This window comes from Streptomyces sp. NPDC051921 (assembly GCF_040680975.1).
GTDB lineage: Bacteria > Actinomycetota > Actinomycetes > Streptomycetales > Streptomycetaceae > Streptomyces.
Window position 1 is genome coordinate 81,682 of record NZ_JBFAXU010000012.1, and the last position, 25,708, is coordinate 107,389.

Sequence of the window (25,708 nt, forward strand, 5' to 3'; positions counted from 1 at the left end):
GCCGAAGGCTCAAGCGCTCAGACGGTTCAGCCGCGCGCCGCGTCCGGGTGGACCGACTCGGTGATCGGGCGGTCCTCCGTGACCTTCTTCTCGACCGGCTTGCGGAGCTGGATGTTCAGCTCGCGCAGGCGGGACTCGTCGAGCTCGGTCGGGGCGCCCATCAGGAGGTCCTGGCCGTTGCCGTTGAGCGGGAAGGCGATGATCTCGCGGATGTTCGGCTCGTCGGCGAGGAGCATCACGATGCGGTCGACACCCGGGGCGATGCCACCGTGCGGCGGGGCGCCGAACTCGAAGGCGCGGAGCATGCCGGCGAACTCGGTCTCGACCGTCTCGCGCGAGTAGCCCGCGATCTCGAAGGCCTTGAACATGATCTCGGGCTCGTGGTTCCGGATCGCGCCGGAGGAGAGCTCGATGCCGTTGCAGACGATGTCGTACTGCCAGCCCAGGACGTCCAGCGGGTCCTTGGCCTCCAGGGCCTCCAGGCCGCCCTGCGGCATGGAGAAGGGGTTGTGCGAGAAGTCGATCTTGCCGGTCTCCTCGTCCTTCTCGTACATCGGGAAGTCGACGATCCACGCGAAGCGGAAGACGTTCTCCTCGAACTGGCCCGCGCGCTTGGCGGCCTCGACCCGGACCGGGCCCATGATCTTGGAGACCTCGTCGAACTCGCCGGCGCCGAAGAACACCGCGTGGCCGGGCTTCAGGCCCAGACGCTCGGTGAGGACCTTGACGTTCTCCTCGGTGAGGAACTTGGCGATCGGGCCGGTCAGCGCGTTCTCCTCGCCGACGCGGACCCAGGCGAGGCCCTTCGCGCCGAGGGAGACGGCGAAGTCGCCCAGGCCGTCGAAGAACTTGCGCGGCTGGTCACCGGTGTCCGGGACGGCGAGCGCGCGGACGTGCTTGCCGGCGAAGGCCTTGAACTCCGAGTTCTCGAAGACGTCGGTGATGTCGACGAGTTCGAGGTCGGTGCGCAGGTCCGGCTTGTCGTTGCCGTACTTGAGCATCGACTCGCGGAACGGGATCCGCGGGAACGGGGAGGTGACGTGGCGGCCGCCGCCGAACTCCTCGAAGAGCTCGGTCATCAGCTTCTCGATCGGCTGGAAGACGTCCTCCTGCTCGACGAAGCTCATCTCGACGTCGAGCTGGTAGAACTCGCCCGGCGAGCGGTCGGCGCGGGCGTCCTCGTCGCGGAAGCAGGGCGCGATCTGGAAGTAGCGGTCGAAGCCGGAGATCATCAGCAGCTGCTTGAACTGCTGCGGCGCCTGCGGCAGCGCGTAGAACTTGCCCGGGTTCAGACGGGACGGGACGACGAAGTCGCGGGCGCCCTCGGGGGAGGTCGCGGCGAGGATCGGGGTCGCCATCTCGTTGAAGCCGAGGGCCACCATCTTGGAGCGGATGGCGGCGATGACGGCCGAGCGCAGCATGATGTTGCGGTGCATGCGCTCGCGGCGCAGGTCGAGGAAGCGGTACTCCAGGCGCCGCTCCTCGTTGACGCCGTCGTCGGCGTTGATCGTGAACGGGATCTGCTTGGCGGCGCCGAGGACCTCGACGTCCGCGGCCTCGATCTCGATCTCGCCGGTGGCGAGCTCGGGGTTCACGTTGTCGGCACCGCGGGAGACGACCTTGCCGTCGACGCGGACGACCGTCTCCTTGGTCAGCTTGTCGAGGACCTCGGCCGCCGGCGTGCCGGGGCGGGCGACCAGCTGCGTGATGCCGTAGTGGTCGCGGAGATCGATGAAGAGGATGCCGCCCAGGTCGCGCCGATTGTGCAGCCAGCCGCTCAGCCGGACGTCGGTGCCGACGTCAGAGGCGCGGAGCTCGCCGCAGGTGTGGGACCTGTACCGATGCATCGTCGTTCATCCAGTTCTTCGGGATCCTTGGTGGATGCCGGACACACACGTCCAGCCGTCCCAGGGTACCGGCCCACCCAAGATCGCGATTCGAATACTCTCAGTGGCGACCTGCTGTCCGATATTCATAAAGTGGGGCAATGCGCACCGAGGACGTCCTGGCCGCGATCGCGACCGGCCTGTGGCGCTGGGACAACGCGTCCGGGGTGGTCACCCTCGACGCCGAGGCGGCCCGGCTGCTCGGGCTGCCCGCCGAACCCGTGCAGCTCACCGAGGCGGCCGTGCGCTCCCGCTTTCATCCGGTGGACTGGAACGAGATCGACGGGGTCGTCGCCCTCGCCGTCGCCGAGGGCACCCTCGCCGAGGCCCGGCTGCGGATCATGGACGGGCGCGGGCGGGTGCTCCGTACCGTACGGAGCAGGTCGAAGCCGCTGATCGAGGGGAACGACTACCAGCTGGTCGGCACCCTCCAGGAGGTCGCCGAGCCGCAGCCCGGCACCGCCGCCCGCACCCCCGTCACGGGCGACTGGCGCCGCTCCCGCGAGGCCTTCCTGCTCGACGCGGGGCGGGCGCTCGCCGAGGCGCGGTCGACGGCCGAGGTGCTGCGGGTGGCGGCGTCGCTGTCGATGCCGGGCTTCTCCCCGGACGGGCTCGCCGTCTTCGGCATGTCGGGCGAGCGGCTCACGGTCATCGGCCATCACGGGCACGGCGACGGCGACGAGGGCCCGTTCACCTCGATGACGCTGGACACCGACTATCCGGCGGCCGAGGTGGTGCGGACGGGGCGGGCGATCTACCTGCCGACCGCGGAGGAGTACGCGCGCCGCTTCCCGATGACCTGGCCGCTGGCCCAGCGTTTCGGCCGGCGCTCCTGGGCCTTCGTCCCGCTCGTGGTCGCCGGGCGCACGATGGGCGCGTGGATGGCCGCGTTCGAGCATCCGGTGGCGTTCACGCCGGACGAGCGGAGCGTCCTGACGACGGTCGCCCGGATGCTGGCGCAGGCCCTGGCCCGGGCCGGGGTGGCCGAGTCGGAGCGGGAGCTGTCGCTGGGCCTGCAGCGGACGATGATGCCGGTGCTCGGGCCGGGGATCCCGGGCATCGCGGTGGCCGCGCGGTACGTGCCCACGGGCGGCGGACTCCAGGTCGGCGGCGACTGGTACGACATGATCCGGCTGCCCGGAGGGGCGGGCGCGGGCAGGATCGCCCTGGTCATCGGCGACGTGCAGGGGCATGACGTCCGCGCGGCGGGGCTCATGGGCCAGCTGCGGATCGCGCTCCGGGCGTACGCCTCCGAGGGGCACCGCCCGGACGCCGTGCTGTCGCGGGCCTCGCGCTTCCTCTACGGCATCAACGACGGCGACGACGGCGACGAGGGCGACGGCGAGAAGGAGTACGGCGGGCCCCGGTTCGCCACCTGCCTCTATCTGGAGGTCGACCTGGACTCCGGCGTGGTGGAGATCGCGCGGGCCGGTCATCCGGACCCGGCGGTGCGGATGACCGACGGAACGGTCCTCCTCAGGCCCACGGCCGGCGGCCTGCCCCTCGGCATCGACCCCGACACCGACTACCCGACCACCCGGCTCACCCTGGAGCCCGGCGAGACCCTGATGATCTGCACCGACGGACTCCTGGAGACCGGCGGCCACGACCTCGACAGCGGCTGGGAACGGGTCAGGAAGCTCCTGGAGGCCGACGGCGGCGAGGACCTGGAGGCGCTCGCCGACCGCCTCGTCGAGGCCGTCCACGGCCCCGGCTCCCACCACACCACCGGTCCGCTCGCCGACCGCCGTGAGGACGACATCGCGGTCCTGCTCCTGTCCCGCCAGGGCACGGCCGTACGGGAGGCCCCGCGCCGCACGATGATGACCGTCGCCCAGGCCGAGCCGGAACGCATCGCCGCCGCCCGCGAGCAGGTACGGCAGCTGCTGCACGACTGGTCGGACGAGGACCAGGTCGACTCGGCGGTCCTGATGGTCTCCGAGATGGTCACCAACGTCCTCGTCCACACGGACGGCGACGCCCTGCTCGTGGCCGAGGTCCTGTGCCTGGAGGACGCCCGGCGGCTGCGCGTCGAGGTCGCCGACAGCAGCGACGAGCTCCCGCACAAGCGCCACCCGGGCGAGATGGCGTCCAGCGGACGCGGTCTGATCCTGATGGAGATGCTCGCGGACACCTGGGGCGTGGACCCGCAGGGCGAGGGCAAGGCGATCTGGTTCGAGCTGCACGAGCGGGCGGCGGGGAACGGGGGCTGCGGCTGACGGTCACCGCACCGCTCGGCCGGCCTTCCCACGCCCTTCCCGCGGCCTCCCGCGCCCGCGACGCCCCCGACCCCGCAGGTCCACGGATCGGGTCACCGGCCCGCCCGCCGGGCGGCTCCCCGGCCCCCGGCGGACACTGGTGGGGTACGGCCGCCGGGGGGACCACGGAGCCCGTCATGGATACGCACAAGGTCGGCAGCGACACCACCGTCATCAGCGACAGCCTCGACATCCCGGGCGTCGGCCACATCCCCGTCAACGCCTACGTCCTCACCGCCCGCGAACCCGTCGTGGTGGACACCGGGCTCTCGATCGCCGACCGGGACTTCGTCGCCGCGCTCGGCGGCGTGATCGACCCGGCCGACGTGCGCTGGATCTGGCTCACCCACCCCGACCGCGACCACACCGGCGGCATCTTCGACCTGCTCGACGCGGCCCCGGACGCGAAGGTGGTGACCACGTTCGTCGGCGCCGGGATCATGACCACCGAGCGCCCCCTGCCCATGGACCGGCTCTACTTCCTCAACCCCGCTCAGTCCCTCGACGTCGGCGACCGCGTCCTCGACGCCTTCCGGCCCCCGCTCTTCGACAACCCGGCCACCGTCGGCTTCTACGACGAGAGGACCCGCATCTGCTTCAGCTCCGACTGCTTCGGCGGGCCCATGCCGACCGCCGAACTCGCCGAGAGCGGCCACGCCAACGACCTCAAGCCGGAGGAACTGCGGGCCGCGCAGCTGCTGTGGGCGACGTTGGACAGCCCGTGGGTGCAGATCGTGGACCCGCTGAAGTACGGGATGTGGGTGGACCAGATCCGGGAGATGAACCCGGAGATCGTGCTGGGTACCCATCTCCCGCCGGCGGTACGGATGACCGGCCGCATGATCGAGACGATCACGATGGCCCCGGACGCCGACCCCTTCGTCGGCCCGGACCAGGCGGCCCTGGAGCAGATGCTGCGCTCCTTCGAGCCGGGCGGCCTGACGCCCGCCTAGGAGCTGTCCCCCGTCCCGTCCGGCAGGTCCGGCAGGACCGGAGCCACGCCCTCGCCGTACCGGCCGCGCAGCTCCCCCAGGACTCCGAAGAAGGCGGCGGTCAGCGGTACGGCGAGGAGCATGCCGAGGATGCCGGCGACGGACGCCCCGGCGGTGATGGCCAGCATGACCACCGCCGGGTGCATCTGCACGGTCCGGCTCTGCACCATCGGCTGGAGCACGTTGCCCTCGATGACCTGGACGGCGAGGACGACCCCGAGCACCCACAGGGCGATGACGAAGCCCCGGTCGGCGAGGGCGACGAGGACGGCGACGGCACCGGAGAGGAAGGCGCCGAGGTACGGGATGTAGGCCGTGACGAACACCAGCGCGGCGAGACCCACCGCGCCGGGCACCTGCAGGACCAGCAGGCCGATCCCGATGAGGACCGCGTCGACCAGGGCCACGAAGGTGGTGCCGCGCATGAAGCCCTCGACGGCCTCGAAGGCGCGCCGGCCCATGGCCTCCACCATGTCGCCGGTGGAGCGGGGAGCGAGCGAGCGCAGCACGTCGGCGGCGCGGTCGGAGTCCCGTAGGAAGAAGAAGATGAGGAGCAGGGCGAGGATGGCGGTGGCGAGTGCCTCGCCGACGACGCTGAGCCCGGAGATCACTCCGGAGGCGGCCGTCCCGCCGAACTTCTCCAGGAGCTTCTGGGCGTTCTTGGCGAGGTCGTCGAGGGACGTGCCGGCCGCGCCGAAGTGCTGGGCGATGTCGACGGCGGCCTGCCGCAGCGAGGCGACGATCTGGTCGCCGGTCTCGACGATCGCGGCGACCACGATGTACGTGGCGCCGCCGACGACCGCGAGCACGGCGAGGACGGTGAGCCCGGCGGCGAGCGACTTCTGCACCTTCATGCGGAGCAGGCGGCGGTAGAGGGGGCCGAGCAGCGCGGTGCCGAGGAGGGCGAGCAGGACGGGGGTGACGGCCGTCTTGAAGGCGACGCACAGCCAGACGAAGACCGCCGCGACGCCGGCGACCAGCAGCGCGACCACGCACCAGGCGGCCGTGCGGCGGACTCCTTCGGGGAGCAGCGGGCGGCCGGCGGCGGGGCGCTCGGCGGCGGGGCGGTCGGTGGACACGCCTCCACCGGACCACGCCGTACGGCGTGTCGTCGCGCGCTCGGCGCCGTACGAGTGACGCCTCGTCAGTGCGGGCCGGGGGTCGGTCGCGGCCCGCTCCCGTGACCCGCGTCACATTATGTAAGACCGTCCGGCTCCCCGGTGTCCTGTGACCGAGCCTGGGCCCGCACCCGGCCGGCGCCGGACGGACGGCGTGACCAGGTGTCAGCCGCGAAGGAGACAGCGAGACATGACCGGCCGAGCCATCGACCCGACCGACCGGACCGACCGGACCGACGACCCGACCGATGACCGGGCCGATGACCGGGCGGGCGACCGGGCCGGCGACGCGAGCGACCGCACCGAACCGACCGACCGGATCGAGCCCGTGGAACCGGCCGACCCGGCGACGGAGACCTTCGTCGCGCACCGCAACCTGCTCTTCACGGTCGCCTACGAGATGCTCGGCTCGGCCGCCGACGCCGAGGACGTGCTGCAGGAGACGTGGCTCCGCTGGGTGAAGGTCGACCTGGCGGGGGTGGCGGACCGGCGCGCGTACCTGGTCCGGATCACCACCCGGCAGGCGCTCAACCGGCTGCGCAGCCTGCAGCGCCGCAAGGAGGCGTACGTGGGGCAGTGGCTGCCCGAGCCGCTGCTGACCGCGCCGGACGTGGCCGAGGACGTCGAGCTGGCCGACAGCCTCTCGATGGCGATGATGCTCGTCCTCGAACGCCTCTCGCCGACCGAGCGCGCCGTCTTCGTGCTCCGCGAGGTCTTCGACGTCGGCTACGACGAGATCGCCGTGGCCGTCAGGAAGACGCCCGCCGCCGTCCACCAGATCGCCCACCGCGCCCGCAGACACGTCGAGGCCGGCCGTCCGCGCGGAGCGGTCTCCCCGGCCGCCGCCCGGGCCGCCGTGGAGTCGTTCCGGCGCGCGCTGGAGACCGGGGACCCGCAGGCCCTGCTGGACGTGCTCGCCCCGCAGGTCGTCCTGGTCAGCGACGGCGGCGGGGTGAAGCGGGCGGCGCTGCGACCCATCGTCGGCGCCGAGAACCTGGCCCGCTTCTACCTCGGCGGCTCGCAGAAGTTCGGCATCGCGGTCACCTCCGAGCCGACCGTGATCAACGGCCGGCCGGCCCTCGTGATGCACCGGGACGGCGAGCTCGACGGCGTCATGGCCTTCCGCGTCGAGGACGGCCTCATCACCGGGCTCTATTACGTCCGCAATCCCCAGAAGCTGACGCGGGTCGCGTCGGAGACCCCGCTCACCCTGCGCTGAACGTCCGCACCGCGTCACACCGGACCCGAGCACCGGACCCCGAGCACCGGACCCGAGCACCGAAACCCGAGCACCGGACCCGCGCACACCGAAACCCGAGCACCGGACCCGCGCACACCGAAACCCGAGCACGGACACGAGGAGACGACACCATGGCCGGACGGACGACGACCGGGCGGACGGCGGCAGCGGCCCAGGGGCGCGGCGCCGCGTTCCTGAGGATCTCGGTCGCCCTGCAGACGCTGTCCCTCTTCTTCCAGGCGACCACCGCCGGAGCGCTGCTGACCTCCGCGGTCGGCGAGACGCTGCACGGCGTCGGCGCACGGGTCATGTACGGCGCGTCGATGCTGTACGTGCTGGCCGCGGTGCTCGCGTGGCGGCCGGGCGGCGGATCGCCGCGCTCGGTCCTGTACGCGACCGGCTTCCTGGTGCTCGCCTCGGTCCAGGTCGTGCTGGGCATCGCGCACGTGCCGGCCGCGCACGTCCCGCTGGGCGTCCTGATGTTCGGCCTCAGCGTCCTGGACCTGGGCCGGCTGCTGACCGTGCGTCCGACGCCGGTCAGCAGCCTCCCGTAGCGACGGGCGTCCGGCCCTGCTACTCGCCCATCCCGTGCACCGCCGGGATGGTGCCGAGGCGGCCCGCCTGGAAGTCCTCGAAGGCCTGGCGGAGTTCGGCCTGGGTGTTCATGACGAACGGGCCGTAGTGCGCCATCGGCTCGCGGATCGGCCGGCCGCCCAGGAGGACGACCTCCAGGTCCGGGGTGTGCCCGTCCTGCTTCTCGTCGGCGCGGACGGTGAGCGCCCCTCCCTTGCCGAAGACGGCGGTCTGCCCGGTGTGGACGGGCCGCCGCTCCTGGCCGACCGTGCCGCGTCCGGCCAGGACGTACGCGAGGCCGTTGAAGTCCTCGCGCCACGGCAGCTCGATCTCGGCCCCGGGGCGCAGGGTGGCGTGGAGCATCGTGATCGGGGTGTGGGTGATGCCCGGCCCCTGGTGCCCGTCGAGCTCGCCGGCGATGACGCGGAGCAGCGCGCCGCCGTCGGGCGTGGTGAGCAGCTGGACCTGGCCGCCGCGGATGTCCTGGTAGCGGGGCGCCATCATCTTGTCGGAGGCGGGCAGGTTCACCCACAGCTGGAGGCCGTGGAAGAGGCCGCCGCTGACGACGAGGTGCTCCGGCGGGGCCTCGATGTGGAGGAGGCCGGAGCCCGCGGTCATCCACTGGGTGTCGCCGTTGGTGATGGTGCCGCCACCGCCGTTGGAGTCCTTGTGGTCGAAGATCCCGTCGATGATGTACGTGACGGTCTCGAAGCCGCGGTGGGGGTGCCAGGGCGTGCCCTTGGGCTCGCCGGGGGCGTACTCCACCTCGCCCATCTGGTCCATCATGATGAACGGGTCGAGGTACTGGTAGTTGATGCCGGCGAAGGCCCGGCGCACCGGGAAGCCCTCGCCTTCGAAGCCCTGGGGTGCCGTGGTCACGGCGAGCACGGGGCGGGCGACGGCGTCGGCGGGCGCGGCCACGCGGGGCAGGGTGAGCGGGTTCTCGACAGTCACAGCAGGCATCGGGGGGACCTCCTTGTGCGACCAGGTTAGTTGAATTCTGAACTTCCTGCCACCCGGAACGCGGAACGCCCGGGAGGAATTCCTCCCGGGCGCTCTCCCTGTGCCTCCAGCCTGCGTCAGCCGTACATCCGCCGCATCGCGTAGTCGACCATCTGCTCCACGGCCTTCGCGTCGAACACCATCCGGTGGTCGCCCTCCATGTCGAGGACGAAGCCGTAGCCGGTCGGCAGCAGGTCGATCACCTCGGCGCCGGTGATCACGAAGTACTTGGACTCCTTGCCCGCGTACCGCCGCAGCTCCTTGAGCGAGGTGAACATCGGGATCACCGGCTGCTGGGTGTTGTGCAGGGCCAGGAAGCCCGGGTTGTCACCGCGCGGGCAGTAGACCTTCGAGGTCGCGAAGATCTGCTGGAAGTCCTCCGCGGCGAGCGTGCCGGTCGTGAAGGCCCGCACGGCGTCGGCGAGCGAGGGCGGCGACGGCTCGGGGTAGAGCGGCGGCTGCTGGGCGTAGCCGCCCTGCATGCCGCCGGCCTGCATGCCCGGCTGCATGCCGGGGTGCATGCCGCCCGGCATCCCCTGCTGCGGAGGCGGGCCGTACTGCTGCTGGGCACCCGGATTCTGCTCGTAGCCGTACATGCGGGCCAGCCTATCGAGGCCCGGGCGGGGGCTGCGGCCCGCGTCACAGATGTCCGGATAGGGGTTGCCTTTATTACCGGTGGGTAGCATCATCGTAGAGAGCGTGAGCTACTCACGGGTAGTAGTACGTCTACGAGGACATCCCCTCCCCGATCCTTACGGAGCCGTCGCCATGGGGCACTACAAGTCGAATCTCCGCGACATCGAGTTCAACCTCTTCGAGGTGCTCGGCCGCGACAAGGTGTACGGCACCGGTCCGTTCGAGGAGATGGACGTCGAGACCGCCAAGAGCATCCTCGACGAGATCCGCCGCCTCGCCGAGAACGAGCTGGCCGAGTCCTTCGCCGACGCCGACCGCAACCCGCCGGTCTTCGACCCCGAGACCAACACCGCCCCGGTCCCGGCCTCCTTCAAGAACTCGTACAACGCCTTCATGGAGTCCGAGTACTGGCGCCTGGGCATCCCGGAGGAGATCGGCGGCACCGTCTCCCCGCGCTCGCTCATCTGGGCCTACGCGGAGCTGCTGCTCGGCTCGAACCCGGCCATCTGGATGTACTCCTCCGGCCCGGCGTTCGCCGGCATCCTCTTCCACGAGGGCAACGAGGCGCAGAAGAAGGTCGCGCAGATCGCCGTCGAGAAGCGCTGGGGCTCCACCATGGTGCTCACCGAGCCCGACGCGGGCTCGGACGTCGGCGCCGGCCGCACCAAGGCCGTCCAGCAGGAGGACGGCTCCTGGCACATCGAGGGCGTCAAGCGCTTCATCACGTCCGGTGAGCACGACATGGAGGAGAACATCCTCCACTACGTCCTCGCCCGCCCCGAGGGTGCCGGCCCCGGCACCAAGGGCCTCTCCCTCTTCCTCGTCCCGAAGTACGAGTTCGACTGGGAGACCGGCGAGCTCGGCGCCCGCAACGGCGTCTACGCCACCAACGTCGAGCACAAGATGGGCCTCAAGGCCTCCAACACGTGCGAGATGACCTTCGGCGACAAGCACCCCGCCAAGGGCTGGCTGATCGGCGACAAGCACGACGGCATCCGCCAGATGTTCCTCATCATCGAGTTCGCCCGGATGATGGTCGGCACGAAGGCGATCTCAACCCTCTCCACGGGCTACCTCAACGCCCTGGAGTACGCCAAGGAGCGCGTCCAGGGCACCGACCTGGCGAACTTCATGGACAAGAACGCCCCCAAGGTCACCATCACGCACCACCCCGACGTCCGCCGCTCGCTGATGACGCAGAAGGCGTACGCCGAGGGCATGCGCTCCCTCGTCCTCTACACGGCCTCCGTCCAGGACGCGATCCAGCTCAAGGAGGCGGCGGGCGAGGACGCCAAGGCCCTGCACGGCCTGAACGACCTGCTCCTCCCGATCGTCAAGGGCTACGGCTCCGAGAAGGGCTACGAGCAGCTCGCCCAGTCGCTGCAGACCTTCGGCGGCTCCGGCTTCCTGCAGGAGTACCCGATCGAGCAGTACATCCGGGACTCCAAGATCGACACCCTCTACGAGGGCACCACGGCCATCCAGGGCCAGGACTTCTTCTTCCGCAAGATCGTCCGCGACCAGGGCGCCTCCCTGAACGCGCTGGCCGAGGAGATCAAGAAGTTCCTCGCGGTCGAGACCGGCGGCGAGGAGCTGGCCGGCGCCCGCGACGCGCTCGCCAAGGCGGCCGTCGACCTGGAGGGCATCGTCGGCGCGATGCTCACCGACCTCACCGCCACCGGCGAGGACCTCAAGAACATCTACAAGGTGGGCCTCAACACCACCCGCCTGCTCATGGCGTCCGGCGACGTCGTCATCGGCTACCTGCTCCTCAAGGGCGCGGCCGTGGCCGCCGAGAAGCTGGCCGCCGGCGCCTCCGGCAAGGACGTCGCCTTCTACCAGGGCAAGATCGCGGCCGCGAAGTTCTTCGCCGCCACCGTCCTGCCGGGCGTCTCCACCGAGCGCCTCCTCGCCGAAGGCGTGGATGGCTCGCTGATGGACCTGGACGAGGCCGCGTTCTAAGTACCGCACAGGTACGCGCCACGTCCGCATCAGGAACGGCTCGCTCCCGGGGAGGGGAGCGGGCCGTTCCCTCTTTGTCGGCCGCTTCGCGCGGCCGTCCGCCGCTTCACGCGGTTGTCCACAGGCGTTGTCCACAGGTGTTCGACGCCCACACGTCCGTATTCCGAGATCTGCGTAAGGTGAGGCCATGAGTAGCGCACCCGTCCGCTTCGACCGCGGCCACACCGATGACCTCATGACCTTCCTGACGGCCTCGCCGACGCCGTACCACGTGGTGGCCGACGCGGCCGAGCGACTGGAGAAGGCGGGCTTCCGCAAGGTCGAGGAGACCGCCGCCTGGGACGGCACGACCGGCGGGAAGTACGTGATCCGCGGCGGCGCGATCATCGCCTGGTTCGTGCCCGAGGGCGCCTCCCCGCACACCCCCTTCCGGATCGTCGGCGCCCACACCGACTCCCCGAACCTGCGGGTCAAGCCGCAGCCGGACTTCGGCCGCGAGGGCTGGCGCCAGGTCGCCGTCGAGATCTACGGCGGACCGCTGCTCAACAGCTGGCTCGACCGGGACCTCGGCCTGGCCGGCCGGCTCACCCTGCGCGACGGCTCCCACCACCTGGTGAACGTGGACCGGCCGCTGCTGCGCGTGCCGCAGCTCGCCATCCACCTGGACCGCCAGGTCAACGAGGGCATGAAGCTGGAGCGCCAGCGCCACATGCAGCCGATCTGGGGCCTCGGCGACGTCCACGAAGGCGACCTGATCGCCTTCCTCGCCGCGGAGGCCGGACTCGACGCCGACGACGTCGCCGGCTGGGACCTCATGGTGCACGCCGTCGAGGCCCCCGCCTACCTGGGCCGCGACCGCGAGCTGCTGGCCGGCCCGCGCATGGACAACCTGATCTCCGTGCACGCCTGCGTCGCCGCCCTCGCCGCCACGGCCGCGCACGGCGACGACCTGCCGTACATCCCCGTCCTCGCCGCCTTCGACCACGAGGAGAACGGCTCCGAGGCCGACACCGGCGCCCAGGGCCCGCTCCTCGGCACCGTCCTGGAGCGCTCCGTCTACGCCCGCGGCGGCGGCTACGAGGACAAGGCCCGCGCCCTCGCCGGCTCGATCTGCCTCTCCTCCGACGTCGGCCACGCCGTGCACCCCAACTACGGCGAGCGGCACGACCCGACGCACCACCCCCGCCCCAACGGCGGCCCCATCCTCAAGGTGAACGTCAACCAGCGCTACGCCACCGACGGCAGCGGCCGCGCCGTCTTCGCCGCCGCCTGCGAGAAGGCCGGCGTGCCGTGGCAGTCGTTCGTCTCCAACAACGACATGCCCTGCGGCACCACGATCGGCCCGATCACCGCCGCCCGGCACGGCATCACGACCGTCGACATCGGCGTCGCCTGCCTGTCCATGCACAGCGCCCGCGAGCTGTGCGGCTCCGACGACCCGCACCACCTCGCCAACGCGCTGCTCGCCTTCCTCGAGGGCTAGCCGTTGCCCGCCGCCCCGGCCGGACGGCCCGCGCTCACACCGGACCTGACGGGGGCGGAACTCCTGCGCTGGTACTGGACCCTCGCGGAGCTCACGGTCCTCGCCCGCGCGATGGGCCTCTCCGCCGGCGGCGGCAAGACGGCCGTCACGGAGCGGCTCGCGGCCGCCCTCGACGGCCGCCCGCTGCCCCCCGCCCCGCCCCGCCGACGAACGGCCGGGGCGGGCGGTCAGCTCACCGCGCCGGTCGACGGGCAGACCGTCCTACCCGAGGGCCAGCGCTGCAGCCAGGTACTGCGCGCCTGGTTCCAGGCCGAGCTGGGCCCGTCGTTCCACTTCGACGCGTACATGCGCGCGTACATCGCGGACAACGCCGGCCGCACCCTCGCCGACGCCGCCCGCCACTGGCGGGAGACCCGCGGCGAAGCGGCCCACCCGCAGGAGATCGGCGCCCAGTTCGAACTCAACCGCTTCCTGCGGGACTGGCACGCCGCCCACCCGGCGGGCGCCCGGACCGAAGCGCTCGCGGCCTGGCACACCCACCGCTCCCGCCCGCGCGACTGACGAAATCCCTTGATCGACACTCCCCGGCCTCACGTACGATCAAAGCCCGGGGCGCGTCCCTTCGACCAGCCGTTCTCGCACGTCGGCGCGCCCCGCGAACACGTCCGGGGGGACGCACGCATGAAGCGCACGAAGCGCAGCCTTTCCATCGCCCTGTCCACAGCCGTGGTGCTGGGGGCACTCGCGGTGCCGGGGACCGCGATCGCGGCCGAAGGACCGACCGTCCGCACCGTCTCCGACCACGACAAGCAGTTCGGCCGTCTCTTCGTCGACGACCTCACGACGGACAGCGACGTCACCGGCATGACCGCCGTCGTGCACGCGCCCGGCGACGACACCACCCTCGCCACCGTCCACGACTTCACCCTCGCCGCGGGCGACACCAGGTCCGGCGACTGGATCACCGCCGACGAGGTCCGGCTCACCACCGCCGGCACGTACGCCGTCGACCTCCTCCTCAAGGAGGCGGACGGCGACGAGACGACGCTGAAGAACGCCGGCACCTACGCCTACACGGCCAAGAGGTACTTCGACGGGTTCGGCGTCGACCGGCCGCATCCGACGATCGACGACATGAAGGTCACCGCCGGCGGCCGGCTCATGGAGTGGCAGCCGGTGACCCACACGCGCACCCCGGTCTCCGGCGGCTACGTGACCGTGGACAACGGCTGGTACCGGGAGAGCCTGCGGACGGACGCGGACGGGCGCTTCTCCCACTGGTACATCGCGGACCGCAGGCCCGCGACCGTCCGGGCGTCCAGCGGCGGCGTCCCCACCGAGGCCGTCCAGGTCGCACCCCGGGGACTGCCCGCCCGCGTCACGCTCGACAAGAGCGACTTCAGCGGCGTGTACGGCACCGAGACCACGGTCACCGGCACGGTCGAGTACCTCGTCGACGGCACGTGGAAGCCCGCCCAGTACGCCGATGTGGACATCGTCGACGCGTCCGGGGCGTACCACGGCGGCGACGGTGGCACGGACGAGAACGGCCGCTTCGACGCCACGACGAGGATCCCGTTCGCGGGCACCGGGCTCGTGCTGAACGTCAGCTACGGCGACTGGTTCTCCAACCGGCCCACGGCCCCGCTCACCTTCCGCACCACCGCGGTGAGCGACATCCGGCAGTTCACCGCCCAGCTGGGCTTCGACTCCCAGCTGACCGTGTCGGGGCTCCTGGACGTCCAGGGCGCCCCTCGACCGCACAACGCACTCGACATCCAGGTGTCGCCGAACGGCAGGGACGGCTGGAAGAAGCTCAGGACGGTCACGCTCACCAGCGGCGACACCTACTTCCGGGGGACCTTCCCGGCCCCGGCGAGCGGCTACTACCGCGCGGTCTACTCCGGCTCCGCCACCGTCAAGGGCACGGTGGGCCCGGTCGTGGCGGCGAGCCGCACCCGGACCCTGATCACGTCGTTCAAGGTCCCGGCGACAGTACGGAAGGGCAGCACGATCGGCGTCTCCGGCAGACTCCTGCACGCCGTGCCGAACTACCGCCCCTATGCCGGCCGGCCTGTGATGATCTTCTTCGTCCCGAAGGCCCGGCCGAAGGAGTCGTACCTGCTCGGCCAGGTGAAGACGGCGGCCGACGGTTCCTTCAAGGCGAACTACAAGGAGCGCGGGGACGGGTGGATCGTCGCCCACCACATCCACCACGACCCCACCCACCTGTGGACGCAGAGCCCCAAGGTCTTCGTCGACGTCAAGTGACACCTGCGGAAACGGCCCGAGCGGGCCCCCGGCTGTCGGGGGCCCGCTCGGCGCGTTCCTGCGGACCGGGCGTCAGGCGCCCGCGCCCGCCTCGTCCATCCCCGCCAGGATCAGCGGCAGGCGGGCCACGCCGCCGTCGGTGACGCGGACCGGGACCCCCCAGTCCTGCTGGTGGACGTGGCAGGCCGGGTACTCGTTGGCCGGGTCGTCGTCGCAGGAGGCGGCCATCGCCGAGACGTGCAGGACGCCCTCGGCCAGGTCCGGGTTCAGGTCCAGGTCGCGGAAGAGGTCCGTGCCCTTGCCCTCACCGGCCAGCAACAGCTCGGGCGGCGTCGAGGAGACCAGGAGCCGCGTCGAGGGACCGTAGCGCTCGTCGAGCTTCTGGCCCGTCGGGGCCTGGAAGACCACGTCGAGGCGGAGCCGGCCCGGAGCCACCTCGGTCGCCTCGCGCTGGGTGCGGTGGGCGACCGACTCGACCTGTACGGCCTCCTCGGGCAGGCGCAGCCGGGTCAGCCGGTGCCGGGCCGACTCGACGACCACGACGTCCTCGCCGACGACCACCGCGTCGCTGGGCTCGCGCAGATCGGTGGCGAGGGTGGTGACCTCGCCGCTCACCGGATCGAAGCGGCGCAGGGCGTGGTTGTACGTGTCGGACACCGCGACCGAGCCGTCGGGCAGCGCGGTCACGCCGAGCGGGTGCTGGAACAGTGCCTGGTCGGCGGCGCCGTCCCGGTGCCCGAAGTCGAAGAGCCCGGTACCGACGGCGGTGCGGACGACGTACCCCTCGCCCTCGCCCTCCCCCTCGACCTCGACGAAGCGCAGGGCACTGGTCTCGGAGTCGGCGATCCACAGCCGGTCGGCGGTGGCGGCGAGCCCGGAGGGCTGCGCGAACCAGGCCTCGGCGGCCGGGCCGTCGACCAGACCCTCGTTGGTGGTGCCGGCCGCGACCTCGACGGTCCGCGTCTCCGGGTCGTACGTCCAGATCTGGTGGACGCCGGCCATGGCGATCCACACCTTGCCCCGCCACCAGGCCACGTCCCACGGCGAGGACAGGTCGACCTCCAGGGCCGGGCCCGACGTGGGGGAGCCCTGCCACCACTGGCTGCCGGTGCCGGCGATCCGCTCGATCGCCCCGGTGTCCGGGTCGAGCCGCTTCAGCGCGTGGTTCACGGTGTCGGCGACGACGACCGTGCCGTCCGGCAGCAGCGCGAGCCCCTGCGGCTCGCGGAACTCGCCCTCCCCGCCGATCCGCCGCACCACGGTCTCGCCGTCCGCGGCCAGCTCGACGAGCTGGTGCCGGGTGGTGTCGGAGACCAGCAGGTTCCCGGACGGCAGCAGCACCGTCTTCCCGGGGAACCGCAGGTCGGTCGCCACGGGCTCCGGCGCCACGTACGGCCCGTCCCCGCGCCGCAGCGTGCCCTTCGCCTCGTGCTCGGCCTCCAGCTCCTCGACGAGCGTCCGGATCGCGTTGGCGTGCCCCTCACCGGCGTGCTGGGCGACGACGTACCCCTCGGGGTCGATGACGACGAGCGTGGGCCAGGCCCGCACGGCGTACTGCTTCCACGTCGCGAGCTCGGGGTCGTCCAGCACGGGGTGGTGCACCTCGTACCGCTCGACCGCATCGACGACGGCCTGGTGCTCGGCCTCGTGCACGAACTTGGGCGAGTGCACCCCGACGATCACCAGGGTGTCGCGATGCTTCTCCTCCAGCTCACGCAGCTCGTCGAGGACGTGCAGGCAGTTGATGCAGCAGAAGGTCCAAAAATCAATGACAACGCACTTACCTCGCAGGTCAGCGAGGGTGAGTTCCTTGCCGCCGGTGTTCAGCCAGCCGCCCTTGCCGATCAGCTCGGGGGCACGGACACGGGCACGGCGGGGCGCGGGCGCAGGCGCGGGGGTGGGCGCCGGGGCAGCATCGTTCATGTTTCAAGCTTGCCATCCGCCCATGAACCGCGGATCACGCCCGTACGACACCGCCGGAGGTCCAGCGACGCACTCCGCTCGCACACGACCGGCTGGACGGACCTGCTTCCCTGGGTGAGTCTCCGCTCGGACGGGAAGGCATTCCCCCATGAAATACCTGGTACGGGACAAGATCTTCGCCATCGGCGACGACTACTGGATCGAGGACGAGCGGGGCCGGCATGCCTTCCTCGTCGACGGGAAGGCGCTGCGCCTGCGCGACACCCTGGAGTTGAAGGACCCCGCCGGGCGGGTCCTGGTGACGCTGCGGCAGAAGATGTTCAGTCTGCGGGACGCGATGACGATCGAGCGGGACGAGCGTCCGCTCGCCACGATCCGCCGCAAGCGGCTCTCCCTCTTGCGGAACCACTTCCGGGTCACCCTGGTCGACGGCACCGAGCTGGACGTGAGCGGGCGGATCCTGGACCGGGAGTTCACCGTGGAGTACGACGGTGAACTCCTCGCCCACATCTCGCGGCAGTGGTTCCACGTCCGCGACACGTACGCCGTGAACGTGGTCCGCGAGGACGCCGACTCCGCCCTGCTCATCGCGGTCGCGGTGTGCGTGATCCGGATGGCCGAGCGGGAGCGCGAGGACTGAAGCCGGTCTCCCGTCCGGAGAGCCGCGCGACGCCGGCCGGGCGGGAACGGGCCGGCGCGGCGCGGTGTGCGGGCGGGCGGGCTACAGGGCCTTGGTCAGGGCCTGGTCCAGGTCCGTCCACAGGTCCTCGACGTGCTCGATGCCGACCGACAGCCGGACGGTGCCGGGGGCGATGCCCGCCGCCGCGAGGGCCTGCTCGTCGAGCTGGCGGTGGGAGGTCGAGGCCGGGTGCATGACCAGGGTCTTCACATCGCCGAGGGAGACGCTGAGGGAGGCCACGCGGACCGCCTCGACGAAGGCGCGGCCGGCCTCGCGGCCGCCCGCGAGGTCGAGCGAGACGACCCCGCCGGCCCCGTTCGGCAGGAGGCGGGCCGCCACCTCGTGGTCCGGGTGGCCCGCGACCGCGGGGTGGCGGACGGCGGCCACCGCCGGATGGGCGGCGAGCCGCCCGGCGAGCTCGGCGGCGCTCGCGCTCTGCCGCTCGATGCGCAGCGGCAGGGTCTGCAGGCCGCGCAGGGTCAGCCAGGCGGCGAACGGGTCGGTCACCGCGCCCAGTTCCACCGCGTGGTGGCGGATGCGGCGGTGCATGTCGACGTCCTTGAAGACGGCGATGCCACCGAGGACGTCGGCGTGGCCGGCGAGGTACTTGGTCGCGGAGTGCACGACGATGTCGGCGCCGTGCTCGATCGGCCGGCACAGCAGCGGCGAGGCGAAGGTGTTGTCGACCACCGTGGGGACGTCGGCCTCGCGGGCGGCGGCGATCAGCGCGGGCAGGTCGGAGACGCGGGTGGTGGGGTTGGCGATGGTCTCCAGGTAGAGCAGCCGGGTCTCGGGGCGCAGCGCGGCGCGCACCTCGTCCGCGTCGGTGCCGGAGACGTACGTGACCTCGACGCCCCAGCGCGCGGCGAGGTCGGTGAGGACGGCGTAGGTGCCGCCGTACAGGCAGCGCTGGGCGACGACGTGCCCGCCGGTGGAGAGCAGACCGAGCAGGACGCTGTTGATGGCGCCCATCCCGGAGGCGTACGAGTGGGCGTCGGCGCCGCCCTCCAGGCGGGCGACGGCGGTCTCCAGGGCGCGGACGGTGGGGTTGCCCATGCGGCTGTAGAGGAAGGCGTCGGGCGACTCGAAGGCCTCGGCGAGCGCGTCGGCGCTCTCGAAGGCGAAGACGTGGCCCTGGTGGAGGGGCACGCCGAGCGGCCGGCTGCCGCGGATCTCCGGCTGCGGGGAGTGCACGGCGAGGGTCTCGGGACGGGACGTTTCGGGGAGGAGGTCGGCGCTCATGACGTTCAGTCTGGGGACGGCGGGCTTGCGTCCACAGAACCAATCCCGGCAGATTGGTCTGCCGATGGATCCAATGGCACCCTCCGTGGACGAGCTGGTCGCCTGGCTCGGCCGCTGGTCGGCCGGGCGGGGCCCGCTGTACCTCCTGCTCGCCGCCCGCGTACGGCAGTTGATCGACGAGGGCCTGCTGCCGCCGGGGGCGCCGCTGCCTCCCGACCGGCGGCTGGCGACCGCGCTCTCGGTCGGCCGCACGACGGTCGTCGCCGCCTACGACACCCTGCGCCAGGAAGGGCGGGTGGTGCGCCGGCAGGGCAGCGGTACGCGGGTGGCGCCGGCCGCGCTCGCCCCGCCGGGGCCGCGGGTGACGGAGACGTCCAATCCGATGTTCCTGCACCTCCTCGAACCCTCCGACGGTGTCCTGCTGTTGAGCTGCGCCGCCCCGCCGTCGCCGCCGCGCGCGCTGGCCGAGGCGTACGCCGGTCTCGTGCTGCCGACGGACGACCTCGGCTACCACCCGGCCGGCCTCCCGGCCCTGCGGGCGGCGGTCGCGCGGCGCTACGAGGAGCGGGGCGTGCCGACGGACCCGGCGCAGGTGCTGGTCACCACGGGCGCCCAGCAGGGGATCGGGCTGCTCACCCGGCTCCTGGTGGCGCCGGGCGACGGGGTCCTCGTGGAGGCGCCGAGCTATCCGGGGGCCCTCGACCTGTTCCGGGAGGCGGCGGCGGTGCCGTACCCGGTGGCGGTGGGGCCGGACGGGCTGGACGTGGCGGCGGCGATCGCGGTGATGGAGCGTCACCGTCCCTCCCTGGCCTACGTGATCCCGCACCTGCACAACCCGACCGGCACCGTCCTGCCGCCGCTGCTGGGGCGGCGTCTGGTCGCGGCGGCGGAGTCGTACGGGGTGCCGCTCGTCGACGACGAGGTGTTGAGCGAGCTGCGCTTCGACGGGACCGCCGCCGGCGCGGGGCCGCCGCCGCTGTCCGCGTACGGTGCCGAGGTCATCGGCGTCGGCTCGCTCAGCAAGGCGGTCTGGGGCGGCCTGCGGATCGGGTGGGTGCGCGGTCCGGCCGCGCTGATCGCGCGGCTCGCCCGTCTGAAGGCCCTGCACGACCTGGGCAGTGACGTGCCGGGGCAGCTGGTGGCGGCCCGGCTCCTCGGTTCCTTCGCCTCGCTCGTCGCGGCCCGGGTGGCGGAACTGCGAGCCGGCCACGACCTGCTGCGGGCCGAACTCGCCCGTCGGCTCCCCTCCTGGGACTGCCCGCCGGCCGCGGGCGGCCAGACCCTGTGGGTCCGGCTCCCGGACGGCGACGGGGTGTCCTTCGCCCAGGTCGCGCTGCGGCACGGGGTGGCGGTGCTGCCCGGCTCCACCATGGACGCGCTGGGCGGCAGCGCCGGGATGCTGCGGCTGCACTTCCTGCTGCGGCCCGACACCCTCGTGGAGGCGGTGCGGAGGCTGGCCACGGCCTGGGCGGAGTACGCACCGGGCGGGCGGCGAGGACCGGGGGACCCGCCGGAGGAACCGTCGGGGGACCGGCCGGGAGACAGGGGGCCGGAACGGCCGGGAGACAGGGGGGCGGAACGGCCGGGGGAACGACCGGGAGACCGGCCGGCGGGACGGTCGGGGGACCCGGTCGGCCACGGTCCCCGCGATGTTCCCGCCGCTGCCGTGTCTCCCCCGCCTTCCTCCGCTCCCCCGCCTCCCTCCGCTCCCGCAGCCCTGAACGCCATCGCCGTCTGAGCCGTCTGAGCTGTCAGAGCCGTCTCGGCCGTCCGAGCTGTCAGAGCCATCTGGCCGCTGGCGCGCCGTCCGAGCCGTCGGCGTCCGAGCCGTCGGCGTCCGAGCCGTCGGCGTCCGAGCCTCCGAAGGAGTCACTGTCGTGCACACCACCGTCACGCCGTTCGCCCTCGTCCCGTGGAAGGAGGGGAAGCGGCCCGACGTGCGCTCCGGCTGGCGCGGCGCCTCGCCCGAGTTCGGCGAGATCGTGCTGACCTGCCCGTTGCCCAGGACCGTCCCGGAGACGGTGGTCTCGGAGGCGCGCGGCGGGTGGATACCGACGGCCACGTTCGAGGCGCGCGGGATCCACGCGGAGAACCTGCGGCTGCCCACCCTGAACCGGGCGACCCTGCGGGTCGGCGACCGGGTGGCGTACATGACCCGGAACCGGTGGGGCGCGACGCTGGAGCAGCGCGCCCTGCTGCTGCGGTGCGCGGGCGACCGCTACCGCCTGGCCGCCCTCGACGCCCGCGGCTACGTCCTGACCCGCGTCGCCGACGCCGAGGACCCGGGCGTCGCGGTCACCGTGCGCGAGTCCGGGCGCGGCAAGGGGCGCCGCCTGTCGGTCCACGCAGACGGGCGCGTGGAGGGCGGCGACCTCGCGCTCGCGCTGGTCTTCGCGGGCGTGGACCGCTCGGCCCTGACCCGGGTCGGGGCCGTGCGGTCCGGGGTGCGCCGGGTGACGGAGCTGTGGGCGGAGGCGAACTCCTAGCCGTCGGCGAGGGACGCCTACGGGCGGCCCAGGACGCGGTCCTTCAGCGCGGGGAACTGCTCGCGGGTGGTGGTGACCTTCGCCGGGTCGAGGTCGACCCGCAGGATCTCCTCGCCGGGGCCGGCCTCTGCCAGGACCTCGCCCCAGGGGTCGACGACGATCGAGTGTCCGGCCTGTTCGACGCCCGCGTGGGTGCCGGCGGTGCCGCAGGCGAGGACGTACGCCTGGTTCTCGACGGCCCTCGCCCGGGCGAGCAGGGTCCAGTGGGCGCGGCGGCGGGCCGGCCAGCCGGCCGGGATCACGAAGGCCTGGGCGCCGGCGTCCACGAGCCCGCGGAAGAGTTCGGGGAAGCGCAGGTCGTAGCAGGTGGCGACGCCGACGGTGAGCTGCGGCAGGTCGACGGTGACGAGGTCCTCGCCGGCCGCCATCATCACGGCCTCGCCCTTGTCGAAGCCGAAGCGGTGGATCTTGCGGTAGCTCGCGGCGAGCTCGCCGTCGGGGGAGAAGACCAGGGAGGTGTTGTAGAGGGCGCCCGAGACGGCCTCGACGATCGAGCCCGCGTGCAGCCACACCTCGGCGTCGCGCGCGGCGGCGGACATGGCCTGGTAGGTGGCGCCCTTCAGGGGCTCGGATTCGGCGGCGAACGCCTCGTAGGCGAAGGCGCCCATGGGCCAGAGCTCGGGCAGGACCACGAGCTCGGCGGCGCCCCGCTCCTCCCGTACCAGGCGGGCCACGCGGGCCCGTCGGTCCTCGACCGGTTCGTCCGGGTCTACCGCGATCTGGATCAGCGAGGCGCGCACACTACCACCGTCCTGGCATTCGAGCCGTCAACACCGGCCTACGATCGTCACACGAAAGCACTGCCGGGGTGCCTTCGGGCAGCGTAACTTAGCGACCGAGCCTCCCCCGCAGTCATGTTTCGGCCGCCGGAACACGCAGACAGAACTCCATACAGTCGCCCGCCAGCCCGCCCAGCCCAGCCCGCGCACCGCAGAACCGCCGAGGGGTCCCGTGACCGTCCATCCCAGCCTCCAGAACTACGCCGACGCCTGGACCCACTCCATCGAGGCGATAGCCGAGCTGGTGCAGCCGCTCGTCGAGGGCGAGTGGAACCGCGCCACGCCGTGCCCGGGCTGGTCGGTGCGCGACATCGTCTCCCATGTCATCGGCATGGAGACCGAGATGCTCGGCGACCCGCGTCCGATCCACAGCCTGCCCCGCGATCTGTACCACGTGCGCACGGACTTCGCCCGCTACATGGAGATGCAGGTCGACGTGCGGCGGCACCACACGGCGCCGGAGATGACCGCGGAGCTGGAGTACGTCCTGATCCGCCGCGCCCGGCAGCTGCGCAACGAGAACCGGCAGCCGGACGCGCTGATCCGGGCCCCCCTGGGCGCCGAACAGACCCTGGAACTGGCCTACCGGATGCGCGCCTTCGACTGCTGGGTGCACGAGCAGGACCTGCGCGCCACGCTCGGCGTCCCCGGAAACCTGGACTCCCCCGGTGCCCACGTGACGCGTGACGTGCTCCTGGAGGCGCTGCCGCACGTGGTGGCCAAGGAGGCGGGGGCGCCCGCGAATTCGGCGTTCGTCTTCGACGTCAGCGGCCCGGTGGAGTTCCTGCGCACGGTCCGGGTGGACGCCCAGGGCAACGGCTCGATCGACGGAGCCCCCTCGCTCGGGCCCGCGGTGACGCTGGCGACGGACTGGGAGACGTACGTCCGCCTGGCCTGCGGCCGGGTCCGGCCGGCCGATGTGGCCGACCGGGTCAAGACGGAGGGCGACGAGGACCTGGCGCGGGCGATCCTGGCGAACTTCGCGGTGACGCCGAACTGATCCCTCGGGCCCGCGCGTGCACGGCCGCCGCTCCTCAGGCCCGCGCGTGCACGGCCGCCGCTCCTCAGGCCGGCACGTGCACGGCCTCCACCCGGCTGGCCACCAGCCGCTCACGCTCCCGGCGGGCGGTGCGTGCCTTGAGGCGGAGGATCTGGACGACGCCCAGGGCCTCCAGGACGAAGACGGAGGAGAACGCGATCCGGTAGTCGTCGCCGGTCGCGTCGAGGAGCACGCCGACGGCGAAGAGCGTCGTCATGGAGGCCACGAAGCCGCCCATGTTGACGATGCCCGAGGCGGTGCCCTGGCGCTCGGGCGGGTTGGCGGGGCGGGCGAAGTCGAAGCCGATCATCGAGGCCGGCCCGCAGGCGCCGAGGACCGTGCAGAGGGTGATGAGCAGCCACATGGGTGCCCGGTCGCCCGGGTGTGCGAGGGTGGCGGCCCACAGCAGGGCGGTGGCGGCGACCGTGCCGAGCGCGAGCGGGGCTCGGGCGGCGTGGTGGCGGGCGATGATCTGCCCGTACGCGAGGCCGACGGCCATGTTGGAGAGCACGACGAGGGTGAGCAGTTCGCCGGCCGTGCCGCGGTCGAGGCCCTGGTCCTCGACGAGGAACGGCAGTCCCCACAGCAGCAGGAAGACCATCGCGGGGAACTGCGTGGTGAAGTGCACCCACATGCCGAGCCGGGTGCCGGGCTCCCGCCACGACTCGGCGATCTGCCGGCGGACGAAGGCGGCCCCGGCGTGGGTGACGGGCTCGGGTTCGTACCCCTCGGGGTGGTCCTTGAGGAAGAGCAGCAGGAGCACGAGGACGAGAGCCCCCGCGAGCGAGCTGCCGACGAAGGTGGCGGTCCAGCCGAGGTCGTGCAGGGCGCGGGAGAGGAAGATCGTCGAGACGAGGTTCCCGGCCATCCCGAAGAGCGCGGCGACCTGCGCGATCAGCGGTCCGCGGCGGGCGGGGAACCAGCGGGTGCCCAGCCGCAGCACGCTGATGAACGTCATCGCGTCGCCGCAGCCGAGCAGGGCGCGGGAGGCCAGCGCCGTGCCGTACGAGGGGGAGAGCGCGAAGCCCAGCTGCCCGAGCGTGAACAGCAGGACCCCGATGGTCAGCACGCGCTTGGTGCCGAGCCGGTCGACCATGAGGCCGACGGGTATCTGCATGCCCGCGTACACGAGCAGCTGAAGTATGGAGAACGTGGACAGGGCCGACGCGTTGACCTCGAAGCGTTCGGCCGCGTCGAGCCCGGCGACGCCGAGCGAGGTCCGGAAGATGACGGCGACGAAGTAGACGGCGACGCCGACGCCCCAGACGAGCGCGGCCCGGCGGCCGCCCGGCGGGTCCCCCGGCAGGCTGACGGCGGAGCCGTATCCGTCCCGGCTCAACGCTCCTCACCCCGGACCAGGACCTTGACCCAGCTGAGGTGCTGGCGCACGCAGTGCGCGGCGCCCTCGACGTCACCGGCCTTGATGCGGTCCAGGATCTCGGCGTGCTCGGTGATGTTCTTGGCGATGCGGTCGGGCTGCGACTGCATGACCGCCACGCCCATCCGCAGCTGCCGGTCCCTCAGCTGGTCGTAGAGCCGGGCCAGGATCTGGTTCCCGGCGTGCTGCACGATCTCGGCGTGGAAGCACCGGTCGGTGACGGCCACCTCGGCCAGGTCCCCGGCCTCGGCCCGGCGTTTCTGCTCCTCCAGGAGCTCCTCGAGCCGCGCGACCAGCGCCGGCGTCGCGGGCACGGCACGCCGTACGGCGAACTCCTCGACGAGCAGCCGGGTCTCGACGACGTCCGCGATCTCCTGCGCGGACACGGCGAGCACCAGGGCGCCCTTCTTGGGATAGAGCTTGAGCAGCCCCTCCATCTCCAGCTTGAGCAGCGCCTCCCGCACGGGCGTCCGCGACACCCCGACGGCCTCGGCGAGCTCGCCCTCGGTGAGCAGGGTGCCGCCTTCGTAGCGGCGGTCGAGTACGGCCTGCTTGACGTGCAGGTAGACGCGGTCGGCGGCCGGGGGCTGCTTGCCGGGAAGCTGCTGGGCGGGAGGCTGCTGGGCGGGGGCGGCTGGCATGGACACAGCTTAGATACAACAGGGGTGCAACAGACAGGCCCGTCCGCGATGCGGACGGGC

General features: G+C 72.3%; 21 protein-coding genes. 12 read left to right on the plus strand and 9 right to left on the minus strand.

Annotation, left to right across the window (positions count from 1 at the left end; all coding sequences use genetic code 11):
* Positions 1 to 26: 26 nt before the first annotated feature.
* On the minus strand, positions 27 to 1,847 hold the full coding sequence (gene aspS / locus AB0M16_RS17730) for an aspartate--tRNA ligase (RefSeq protein ID WP_365343775.1): 1,821 nt from the start codon (positions 1,845 to 1,847) through the stop codon (positions 27 to 29).
* A 140-nt stretch (positions 1,848 to 1,987) separates the two neighbouring features.
* Here aspS and AB0M16_RS17735 point away from each other — a divergent pair, with 140 nt between their 5' ends.
* A complete protein-coding gene (locus AB0M16_RS17735) occupies positions 1,988 to 4,105 on the plus strand; it encodes a SpoIIE family protein phosphatase (protein ID WP_365343777.1) in 2,118 nt (705 codons plus the stop codon).
* A gap of 176 nt (positions 4,106 to 4,281) precedes the next feature.
* A complete protein-coding gene (locus AB0M16_RS17740) occupies positions 4,282 to 5,097 on the plus strand; it encodes an MBL fold metallo-hydrolase (RefSeq protein WP_365343779.1) in 816 nt (271 codons plus the stop codon).
* On the opposite strand, the gene AB0M16_RS17745 is transcribed toward AB0M16_RS17740, so the two are convergent.
* On the minus strand, positions 5,094 to 6,215 hold the full coding sequence (locus tag AB0M16_RS17745) for an AI-2E family transporter (protein ID WP_365343781.1): 1,122 nt from the start codon (positions 6,213 to 6,215) through the stop codon (positions 5,094 to 5,096). The two genes, AB0M16_RS17740 and AB0M16_RS17745, sit on opposite strands and share 4 nt — an antisense overlap.
* 229 nt (positions 6,216 to 6,444) lie before the next feature.
* Here AB0M16_RS17745 and AB0M16_RS17750 point away from each other — a divergent pair, with 229 nt between their 5' ends.
* Together AB0M16_RS17750 and AB0M16_RS17755 are read left to right on the plus strand one after the other, a co-directional pair.
* Entirely contained in the window at positions 6,445 to 7,473 is a 1,029-nt protein-coding gene (locus AB0M16_RS17750; RefSeq protein ID WP_365343783.1) for an RNA polymerase sigma-70 factor, read from the plus strand.
* A gap of 152 nt (positions 7,474 to 7,625) precedes the next feature.
* Positions 7,626 to 8,048 (plus strand): hypothetical protein, encoded by a 423-nt coding sequence (locus tag AB0M16_RS17755; protein WP_365343785.1) that lies wholly within the window; start codon positions 7,626 to 7,628, stop codon positions 8,046 to 8,048.
* A gap of 19 nt (positions 8,049 to 8,067) precedes the next feature.
* Here AB0M16_RS17755 and AB0M16_RS17760 read toward each other — a convergent pair whose 3' ends face one another.
* Positions 8,068 to 9,030 (minus strand): pirin family protein, encoded by a 963-nt coding sequence (locus tag AB0M16_RS17760; RefSeq protein WP_365343787.1) that lies wholly within the window; start codon positions 9,028 to 9,030, stop codon positions 8,068 to 8,070.
* A 116-nt stretch (positions 9,031 to 9,146) separates the two neighbouring features.
* Positions 9,147 to 9,665, minus strand: a complete 519-nt coding sequence (locus AB0M16_RS17765) for an SseB family protein (RefSeq protein WP_365343789.1) — start codon at positions 9,663 to 9,665, stop codon at positions 9,147 to 9,149.
* A 172-nt stretch (positions 9,666 to 9,837) separates the two neighbouring features.
* On the opposite strand from AB0M16_RS17765, the gene AB0M16_RS17770 reads away from it, so the two are divergent.
* The 4 genes from AB0M16_RS17770 (at position 9,838) to AB0M16_RS17785 (ending at position 15,421) form a co-directional block, all read left to right on the plus strand.
* The gene (locus AB0M16_RS17770; RefSeq protein WP_365343791.1) at positions 9,838 to 11,667 is read left to right on the plus strand and encodes an acyl-CoA dehydrogenase; all 1,830 of its coding nucleotides are present in this window, start codon (positions 9,838 to 9,840) and stop codon (positions 11,665 to 11,667) included.
* Between the two features lie 187 nt (positions 11,668 to 11,854).
* Positions 11,855 to 13,150, plus strand: coding sequence for a M18 family aminopeptidase (locus AB0M16_RS17775; RefSeq protein WP_365343793.1), 1,296 nt, complete (start codon positions 11,855 to 11,857; stop codon positions 13,148 to 13,150).
* 3 nt (positions 13,151 to 13,153) lie between these two features.
* Positions 13,154 to 13,711: a DUF6434 domain-containing protein gene (locus AB0M16_RS17780; protein ID WP_365343795.1), complete on the plus strand. Its 558-nt coding sequence runs from the start codon at positions 13,154 to 13,156 to the stop codon at positions 13,709 to 13,711.
* Between the two features lie 120 nt (positions 13,712 to 13,831).
* The gene (locus AB0M16_RS17785) at positions 13,832 to 15,421 is read left to right on the plus strand and encodes a hypothetical protein (RefSeq protein ID WP_365343797.1); all 1,590 of its coding nucleotides are present in this window, start codon (positions 13,832 to 13,834) and stop codon (positions 15,419 to 15,421) included.
* 72 nt (positions 15,422 to 15,493) lie between these two features.
* Here the strand turns inward: AB0M16_RS17785 and AB0M16_RS17790 are convergent, their stop codons facing one another.
* Positions 15,494 to 17,344 carry an NHL domain-containing thioredoxin family protein gene (locus AB0M16_RS17790; protein WP_365343799.1) on the minus strand — a complete coding sequence of 617 codons (1,851 nt, stop codon included), beginning with the start codon at positions 17,342 to 17,344 and terminating at the stop codon, positions 15,494 to 15,496.
* Between the two features lie 148 nt (positions 17,345 to 17,492).
* On the opposite strand from AB0M16_RS17790, the gene AB0M16_RS17795 reads away from it, so the two are divergent.
* On the plus strand, positions 17,493 to 17,984 hold the full coding sequence (locus tag AB0M16_RS17795) for an LURP-one-related family protein (protein WP_365343801.1): 492 nt from the start codon (positions 17,493 to 17,495) through the stop codon (positions 17,982 to 17,984).
* An 81-nt stretch (positions 17,985 to 18,065) separates the two neighbouring features.
* Here AB0M16_RS17795 and AB0M16_RS17800 read toward each other — a convergent pair whose 3' ends face one another.
* Entirely contained in the window at positions 18,066 to 19,265 is a 1,200-nt protein-coding gene (locus AB0M16_RS17800; protein WP_365343803.1) for an aminotransferase class I/II-fold pyridoxal phosphate-dependent enzyme, read from the minus strand.
* Positions 19,266 to 19,338: 73 nt separating this feature from the next.
* On the opposite strand from AB0M16_RS17800, the gene AB0M16_RS17805 reads away from it, so the two are divergent.
* Both AB0M16_RS17805 and AB0M16_RS17810 read left to right on the plus strand, forming a co-directional pair.
* The gene (locus tag AB0M16_RS17805; protein WP_365343805.1) at positions 19,339 to 21,003 is read left to right on the plus strand and encodes a PLP-dependent aminotransferase family protein; all 1,665 of its coding nucleotides are present in this window, start codon (positions 19,339 to 19,341) and stop codon (positions 21,001 to 21,003) included.
* 139 nt (positions 21,004 to 21,142) lie between these two features.
* The gene (locus tag AB0M16_RS17810) at positions 21,143 to 21,751 is read left to right on the plus strand and encodes a hypothetical protein (RefSeq protein WP_365343807.1); all 609 of its coding nucleotides are present in this window, start codon (positions 21,143 to 21,145) and stop codon (positions 21,749 to 21,751) included.
* Between the two features lie 17 nt (positions 21,752 to 21,768).
* Here AB0M16_RS17810 and AB0M16_RS17815 read toward each other — a convergent pair whose 3' ends face one another.
* Entirely contained in the window at positions 21,769 to 22,551 is a 783-nt protein-coding gene (locus tag AB0M16_RS17815) for a carbon-nitrogen family hydrolase (RefSeq protein ID WP_365343809.1), read from the minus strand.
* Between the two features lie 211 nt (positions 22,552 to 22,762).
* On the opposite strand from AB0M16_RS17815, the gene AB0M16_RS17820 reads away from it, so the two are divergent.
* A complete protein-coding gene (locus tag AB0M16_RS17820) occupies positions 22,763 to 23,590 on the plus strand; it encodes a maleylpyruvate isomerase family mycothiol-dependent enzyme (RefSeq protein ID WP_365343811.1) in 828 nt (275 codons plus the stop codon).
* A gap of 64 nt (positions 23,591 to 23,654) precedes the next feature.
* Here AB0M16_RS17820 and AB0M16_RS17825 read toward each other — a convergent pair whose 3' ends face one another.
* Both AB0M16_RS17825 and AB0M16_RS17830 read right to left on the minus strand, forming a co-directional pair.
* Positions 23,655 to 24,968, minus strand: a complete 1,314-nt coding sequence (locus AB0M16_RS17825) for an MFS transporter (protein WP_365343813.1) — start codon at positions 24,966 to 24,968, stop codon at positions 23,655 to 23,657.
* On the minus strand, positions 24,965 to 25,648 hold the full coding sequence (locus AB0M16_RS17830; RefSeq protein ID WP_365343815.1) for a GntR family transcriptional regulator: 684 nt from the start codon (positions 25,646 to 25,648) through the stop codon (positions 24,965 to 24,967). Before AB0M16_RS17830 ends, AB0M16_RS17825 begins: the two co-directional genes overlap by 4 nt.
* Positions 25,649 to 25,708: the final 60 nt, after the last annotated feature.